6 protein-coding genes and 1 pseudogene are annotated in these 5,795 nt (G+C 73.1%); 6 read left to right on the top strand and 1 reads right to left on the bottom strand.

What is annotated here, in order from left to right:
- Nucleotides 1-182: 182 nt before the first annotated feature.
- From AB0O29_RS33740 to AB0O29_RS33730, 3 genes are all read left to right on the top strand, one after another.
- Nucleotides 183-1,466, top strand: a complete 1,284-nt coding sequence (locus tag AB0O29_RS33740) for a glutamate-5-semialdehyde dehydrogenase (protein WP_365159602.1) — start codon at nt 183-185, stop codon at nt 1,464-1,466.
- Nucleotides 1,467-1,543: 77 nt separating this feature from the next.
- Nucleotides 1,544-2,077 (top strand): hypothetical protein, encoded by a 534-nt coding sequence (locus AB0O29_RS33735; RefSeq protein WP_365159600.1) that lies wholly within the window; start codon nt 1,544-1,546, stop codon nt 2,075-2,077.
- 68 nt (nt 2,078-2,145) lie between these two features.
- A complete protein-coding gene (locus AB0O29_RS33730; RefSeq protein ID WP_365159597.1) occupies nt 2,146-3,399 on the top strand; it encodes a hypothetical protein in 1,254 nt (417 codons plus the stop codon).
- Here AB0O29_RS33730 and AB0O29_RS33725 read toward each other — a convergent pair.
- Nucleotides 3,383-4,441, bottom strand: coding sequence for a M48 family metallopeptidase (locus AB0O29_RS33725; protein ID WP_365159595.1), 1,059 nt, complete (start codon nt 4,439-4,441; stop codon nt 3,383-3,385). The genes AB0O29_RS33730 and AB0O29_RS33725 overlap by 17 nt on opposite strands.
- Nucleotides 4,442-4,580: 139 nt before the next feature.
- Here AB0O29_RS33725 and AB0O29_RS33720 point away from each other — a divergent pair, with 139 nt between their 5' ends.
- The 3 genes and pseudogenes from AB0O29_RS33720 to AB0O29_RS33710 form a co-directional block, all read left to right on the top strand.
- Nucleotides 4,581-4,745 carry a hypothetical protein gene (locus AB0O29_RS33720; protein WP_365159592.1) on the top strand — a complete coding sequence of 55 codons (165 nt, stop codon included), beginning with the start codon at nt 4,581-4,583 and terminating at the stop codon, nt 4,743-4,745.
- A 59-nt stretch (nt 4,746-4,804) separates the two neighbouring features.
- Complete coding sequence (gene nadD / locus AB0O29_RS33715; protein ID WP_365159589.1) at nt 4,805-5,422, top strand: nicotinate-nucleotide adenylyltransferase; 618 nt, start codon at nt 4,805-4,807, stop codon at nt 5,420-5,422.
- A gap of 26 nt (nt 5,423-5,448) precedes the next feature.
- A pseudogene (locus AB0O29_RS33710) lies at nt 5,449-5,795 on the top strand (LytR family transcriptional regulator); the annotation flags it as partial.

Here is a 5,795-nt window from a genome sequence, read left to right as displayed (position 1 = left end):
AATCCAGCCCGCGCGGCGTTTGAGCGCACCGGGCGCGGAGCGCCCGGAACGGGTCCGGGCAGCGCCCGGGGAACGGTGGAAGGGCGGGTAGGGGACCTCGCCCGCGCAGCGGGGAACCGGGGGCGTCTCGCGGGGTGGAACTCCGGCGAGGGCCCGGGGGCCCGGGGATTACCCTGGGCCGCATGACCTCGCTCGACGACGCCACCGCGACCTCCCCCGTCCTCACCACCGCGGCAGCGGCCCGCACGGCCGCCGCGGCCATCGCCCCACTCCCGCGGTCCGCCAAGGACACGGCCCTCCTGGCCATCGCGGACGCGCTGACGGCCCGTACCGACGAGATCGTCGCGGCCAACGCCCGGGACATCGAGAAGGCCCGCGCCGCCGGCACCAGCGAGACCGTCATCGACCGGCTCACCCTCACCCCCGAGCGGGTCGCCGCCATCGCCTCCGACGTCCGCGACGTCGTGGCCCTCCCCGACCCCGTCGGCGAGGTCGTCCGCGGCTCCACCCTCCCCAACGGCATCGACCTCCGCCAGATCCGCGTCCCCCTCGGCGTCGTCGGCATCATCTACGAGGCCCGCCCCAACGTCACCGTCGACGCCGCCGCGCTCTGCCTGAAGGCCGGCAACGCCGTCCTCCTGCGCGGCAGTTCCTCCGCCTACGCCTCCAACACCGCCCTCGTCGCCATCCTGCGCGACGCGATCGCCGGCGCCGGGCTGCCCGCCGACGCGATCCAGCTCGTCCCCGGCGAGTCCCGCGAGTCCGTCCGCGAGCTGATGCGCGCCCGCGGCCTCGTCGACGTGCTCATCCCGCGCGGCGGCGCCTCCCTCATCAAGACCGTCGTCGAGGAGTCCACCGTCCCGGTCATCGAGACCGGTACCGGCAACTGCCACGTCTACGTCGACGCGCAGGCCGACCTCGACATGGCCGTGGACATCCTCGTCAACTCCAAGGCGCAGCGCCCCTCCGTCTGCAACGCCGCCGAGACCCTCCTGGTCCACCGCGACATCGCCGACGCCTTCCTGCCCCGCGCCCTCGACGCCCTCGCCGACGCCGGCGTGACCGTCCACGGCGACGCCCGGGTGCTGGCCGCCGCCGAGGAGAGCAAGGTCACCGCCCTGCCCGCCACCGACGAGGACTGGGCCGCCGAGTACCTGTCGTACGACATCGCCGCCGCCGTCGTGGACTCCCTCGACGACGCCGTCGCCCACATCCGCCGCTGGACCTCCGGCCACACCGAGGCGATCGTCACCACCTCGCAGGCCGCGGCGCGCCGCTTCACCCAGCTGGTCGACTCGACCACCGTCGCCGTGAACGCCTCCACCCGGTTCACCGACGGTGGCCAGTTCGGCTTCGGCGCCGAGATCGGCATCTCCACCCAGAAGCTGCACGCCCGGGGCCCCATGGGGCTGCCCGAGCTCACCTCCACCAAGTACATCGTCACCGGCGACGGTCACATCCGGTAACCGCCACCCGAACCGGGTGTGGCCGGATTCCGGCTTTCACCCTGCCCAAAGCGGCCCCCCAGGTCTACGCTGTTCCCGTGCCGGACGACGTGGGGGGCAAGCCGTTCCCGGACGACGGGGAGCCCGACGACGACCGCGGAGGCGCGGATCAGGACTTCGCCTCCGTGGTGTTCGACGAGGCCTTCGTCCGGAACGCCGAGATCCATGAACCGAGCGCGGCCGAACGCCAGCGCGCCGCCGACCTGGCCCGCGCCGAGGCCGAGGCCGCCCGCGTGGCCGGAGGCTGGGCGGGGGAGGACGACTACGGCCCCCCGGACGGGTACCCGTTCGACGACCCCGCCTGGGAGGCCGGACCCTACGGCTACGCCGAGGGCCCGTACGGGGCCTACGGCGGCAGCCTGCGCCCCTACCGCGGCCGCGCCGGCTGGCTGAGACCGGTCGCCTGGGTGCTCGCCGTCGTCATGGGGCTCGGCATGGTCGCCCTGGCCTTCAGCGCCGTCTACCGCAGCGCCGCGGGCGAAGCGGACCCCGCACCCGCGCCCGCCAGTACCCCGCTCGGGGAAGTCACCGGCGTCGGCGCGTTTACGTACCCCGTCGGCCGCCAACCCTGAAGGTACGACCCCGCTCGCGCGTTCCGGAGCCGGGGGCTTCTCTGTAGCGGGGACAGCGGGGAGAAGCGATGGCCGTACCAGGAGACCCACCCAACGGCACCCCCGAGGACATCGGCGGAGGTGACGACGAACTGCGCCCGGACGAGTACCGGTCGGTGGTGTTCGACGAGGACTTCGTCCGCGCCGCCCGCCTCCAGGAGTTCTCCGCCCAGGAACGCATGGGCGAGCACGCCCGGGCCGTCCGCAGCCGCTCCATCTGGTCGGGCGGCGGCTCCGCGGGCCGCGGCACCGGCACCCCGGGGCGCGGCGCCCGCCAGGGCATGCTGCTCGTCCTGCTGATCGCCTCGGCCTTCGCCGTCGCCGTCTACCTGGGCCTGCGCAACCCGTACGTGGCCCCGGCCGGCGGCGACACCGAGCCCCTCAGCAGCACCGTCGTGCCCCTGACGCCGTCCTCCGCCGTGCCCGGCGGCAAACCCGCCGACCTCTACGCCCGGAGCCCCGCGGCCGACTACCGCACCGGGGCCGCCGGGATCACCCTCCCGGCCGTACGCCGCACCCGGCACTTCACCGAGAGCCAGATCGTCGCCGCCCTGTCCATCGCCAAGGACTACCTGGTGCAGTCCTCCCTGGACCCCGACGTGCTCTCCGGCAGCGCCTCACGGCCCGTGCGGGTGCTCCTGGACCCCGGCCAGCTGGCCCAGTTCGACGAGAGCATGGCCTCGCCCTCCGGGGACGGCCGGCACGCCGCCACCGGCTGGCTGGTCCGCTTCGACCCGCAGACCGCCGCCCTCGCCGACACCCGCGTCCGGGTCAACGGCACCCTCGCCTTCGAGGAGATCAGCCCCGAGGTCCTGGTGGTCACCACCGACCACACCTTCGTGTACGCCGTACGGGGCGCGGCCGGCCCGCCGGCCGGGCCCGACGGGGCCTCCCTCTTCACCGTCCGCCGGGAGCTGCGGCTGCGCTTCGACCACGAGGACCTCACCACCCGCCGGGCGGAACTGGCCTCCTCCTACGTGATGGCCGGACCGCAGGACTGCGCCGCCGACCCGGCCGCGGGCTTCCGCCCGCTGCTGGCCGGAGCCGGTCCCACCACCGTCGGCCCGCCCGTGAGCGACCCGTACGCCAGCGGCCACCCCCGGCGCACGGCCGGGCTGTGCGGGGTCATGGACCCGGCGGCCGCCCCGCCGGACCCCTCCGCCCCGCCCTCGCCCGCGCCCGGCCCGCCCTCGGGGACCGCGCAGCCGGACCAGGCGGCGCGGGTGCCCCTGGCGCAGCCCCAGGCACCGCCGCCGCCCGCCTCCGTCAGCCCTGTCCGGTAGACGGCTTCTCCTCGCCGCCGGCCGCTCCGGTGAACCGGTCGCGCAGCTTCCCGCCCAGGTCGCCCGCACCGCCGGCTATGTCGCCGACGAGCTTCATCAGCGGATCCCTGCTCGTGCGCACCGAGTCCGCGTAGTGCGAGGCCGACTGGCGGAAGGAGTCGGCCACCGAGGCGTCCTTGTCCTCGTCCCGCCGCGGGTAGTGCCCGTCCATGATCCGCTGGTAGTCCCGGCTCTGCGACCACTTGCGCAGCTCGGCGGCGCGCACCGTGGTGAAGGGGTGGGTGCGCGGCAGCACGTTGAGGATCTTCAGGACGGAGTCGCGCAGGTCGCCGCTCGACTCGTACTCTTCGGCCTGGGCCAGGAAGGCGTCGACGTTCATCTCGTGCAGGTGGTTGCCGCCCGCGATCTTCATCAGCCCGCGCATGGAGGCGTTCACGTCCTGCCCCACCAGCAGCCCGGCCCGGTCCGCCGACAGCTCCGACTTGCGGAACCACTCCCGCAGCGCGGTGACGATCGCCATGATCGCCACATTGCCCAGCGGGATCCACGCCACCTTCAGCGCCAGGTTCGTCAGGAACAGCAGCACCGTGCGGTACACGGAGTGCCCGGACAGCGCGTGGCCCGCCTCATGGCCGACGACCGCCCGCATCTCCTCCTCGTCGAGCAGTTCCACCAGCCCCGTCGTCACCACGATGATCGGCTCGTCCAGCCCGATGCACATGGCGTTCGGCTTGGGGTCCTGCTGCACGTACATCTGCGGGACCTTCTCCAGGTCCAGGATGTAGCAGGCGTCGCGGAGCATCTCGTGCAGATGGGGGAACTGGGTCTCGCCCACGCGCACCGAGTCCGACAGGAACAGCAGCCGCAGGCTCCGCTCGGGGAGCAGCCCGCTGAGGGCCTTGAAGACCGTGTCGAAGCCGGTCAGCTTGCGCAGGGCGACCAGCGCCGAGCGGTCCGCCGGATGCTCGTAGGCCCGCGAGGAGATGCCCGGGAACCTCCTGCGATCGCGTGCCGGTGTCTTCTCGAATCCGGTGTCCGTCATGGCGCCTCCCCCTGGATCGGCCTGTGCTGACTGCCTCTATCCTCTCCAACGCCTGAGTCGGCGTGAGCGTGCCCCGGGCCCCCGCATACGATGTGAGGGAAGTCTCCGCTCGCTCCCCGACTCGATAGGTACCTGCCTGATGAGCCTCTCCACCACCGCCCACAACCTCGTCGTCCTCGCATCGGAGGGCGCCGAGCACGGCGGCAACCACGAGAGCCTGAGCCCCTACCTGACCGGTGGCGGTGCGCTCTTCGTCCTGCTGCTGATGCTCTGGGTGACCACGCGCCTGAACCGCGACCGCTGAACCACTCGTCCGGACCGGGCCTCCGCGCACCTGCCACCGGGCCAGTAGGCTCTGCGCTCATGGGAGAGCAGGAAATGCCTACGGGCCCGGTCAAGCGCCGGCTCGGAGTGATGGGCGGGACGTTCGACCCGATCCACCACGGACACCTGGTGGCCGCCAGCGAGGTGGCCGCCCTTTTCCACCTCGACGAGGTGGTGTTCGTCCCCACGGGCGAACCGTGGCAGAAGTCCCAGCGGGCCGTGTCGCCCGCCGAGGACCGCTATCTGATGACGGTCATCGCCACGGCCTCGAACCCGCAGTTCTCGGTGAGCCGCATCGACATCGACCGCGGCGGCCCGACGTACACGATCGACACCCTGAGGGACCTCAGCGCCCTCAACGAGGACGCGGACCTCTTCTTCATCACCGGCGCCGACGCGCTCGCGCAGATCCTGACCTGGCGCAACGCCGACGAGCTCTTCTCCCTCGCCCACTTCATCGGTGTGACCCGGCCCGGCCACGTCCTCACCGACGACGGCCTTCCCGAGGGCGGGGTCTCGCTCGTCGAGGTGCCCGCGCTGGCGATCTCCTCCACGGACTGCCGCGCCCGCGTGGCCGAGGGCGATCCCGTCTGGTACCTGGTCCCGGACGGTGTCGTGCGCTACATCGACAAGCGTGAGCTGTACCGGGGAGCCTGAGCTTCCGGAACGACGAGAGGCCCGCGGTGAACGACCCCCAGGATCCGTACGACCCGTACGCCGCCCAGCAGCAGCTCATCGGCTACGACCCGTACGGGCGGCCGCTGTACGGCCAGGTGCCCGCACAGCAGCCCCTCCAGCCCGCCCCGCCGCCGTACGGGCAGCAGTACGACGAGCAGTACGACCAGCGGTACGAGGCCCCGCCCGGCCAGTCGTACGCACAGCAGTCCTACGCACAGCAGTACGGTCACGAGCAGCAGGCGCAGGGGTACGCCCAGGCCCCCGCCCCGGGGTACGACGACCCGCAGCCGCAGCAGTGGATCCCGCAGCAGCAGGCCCCGGCCCCGCCGGCCCCGGAGCAGTCCGGCGCCCC

The organism is Streptomyces sp. NPDC089915, assembly GCF_040684675.1.
Classification (GTDB): Bacteria; Actinomycetota; Actinomycetes; order Streptomycetales; family Streptomycetaceae; genus Streptomyces.
The sequence above is the reverse complement of the archived record's forward strand: the minus strand, read 5'-3'. Positions and strand labels throughout refer to the sequence as shown.

Bases quoted from the DNA above. Each gene is read 5' to 3' on its own strand.
- AB0O29_RS33730 (WP_365159597.1), top strand. From the start codon at position 2,146: ATGGCCGTACCAGGAGACCCACCCAACGGCACCCCCGAGGACATCGGC.
- AB0O29_RS33720 (WP_365159592.1), top strand. From the start codon at position 4,581: ATGAGCCTCTCCACCACCGCCCACAACCTCGTCGTCCTCGCATCGGAG.
- AB0O29_RS33740 (WP_365159602.1), top strand. From the start codon at position 183: ATGACCTCGCTCGACGACGCCACCGCGACCTCCCCCGTCCTCACCACC.
- nadD (WP_365159589.1), top strand. From the start codon at position 4,805: ATGGGAGAGCAGGAAATGCCTACGGGCCCGGTCAAGCGCCGGCTCGGA.
- AB0O29_RS33725 (WP_365159595.1), bottom strand. From the start codon at position 4,441: ATGACGGACACCGGATTCGAGAAGACACCGGCACGCGATCGCAGGAGG.